The sequence below is a fragment of the Microbacterium sp. GXF6406 genome (assembly GCF_054798215.1).
Genome location: NZ_JBSJZH010000061.1, coordinates 1 through 1,028, shown reverse-complemented (window position 1 = coordinate 1,028; position 1,028 = coordinate 1). Strand labels below are relative to the sequence as shown.

Below are 1,028 nucleotides of genomic sequence, written 5' to 3'. Positions count from 1 at the left end.
ACGTCAGCGTCCACGTCAGCGTCCACATCTGCGTCCACGTCAGCGTCTACATCTGCATCGACGTCAGCGTCCACGTCAGCGTCCACATCTGCGTCCACGTCAGCGTCTACATCTGCATCGACGTCAGCGTCCACATCTGCATCAACGTCAGCGTCCACATCTGCGTCCACGTCAGCGTCCACATCTGCATCCACATCAGCGTCCACATCTGCGTCCACGTCAGCGTCCACATCTGCATCCACGTCAGCGTCCACATCTGCGTCCACGTCAGCGTCCACATCTGCATCCACGTCAGCGTCCACGTCAGCGTCCACATCTGCATCGACGTCAGCGTCCACGTCAGCGTCCACATCAGCGTCCACATCTGCATCGACGTCAGCGTCCACATCAGCGTCCACATCTGCGTCCACGTCAGCGTCTACATCTGCATCGACGTCAGCGTCCACGTCAGCGTCCACATCTGCGTCCACGTCAGCGTCCACATCTGCATCCACGTCAGCGTCCACATCTGCATCCACGTCAGCGTCCACATCTGCGTCCACGTCAGCGTCCACATCAGCATCAACGTCTGCGTCCACATCTGCATCGACGTCAGCGTCCACATCAGCGTCCACATCTGCATCCACGTCAGCGTCCACATCAGCGTCCACATCTGCGTCCACGTCAGCGTCTACATCTGCATCGACGTCAGCGTCCACGTCAGCGTCCACATCAGCGTCCACATCAGCGTCCACATCTGCATCGACGTCAGCGTCCACGTCAGCGTCCACATCTGCATCGACGTCAGCGTCCACATCAGCGTCCACATCTGCATCGACGTCAGCGTCCACATCTGCGTCCACATCAGCGTCCACGTCAGCGTCCACGTCAGCGTCTACATCTGCATCGACGTCAGCGTCCACATCAGCGTCCACATCAGCGTCCACATCTGCATCGACGTCAGCGTCCACATCAGCGTCCACATCTGCGTCCACGTCAGCGTCTACATCTGCATCGACGTCAGCGTCCACGTCAGCGTCCACATCTGC

General features: G+C 59.4%; 1 protein-coding gene. It reads right to left on the bottom strand.

What is annotated here, in order from left to right:
- Positions 1-1,028 (bottom strand): hypothetical protein (locus ACWAUG_RS13595; RefSeq protein ID WP_460802835.1); only part of this gene is annotated, 1,028 nt, incomplete at both ends.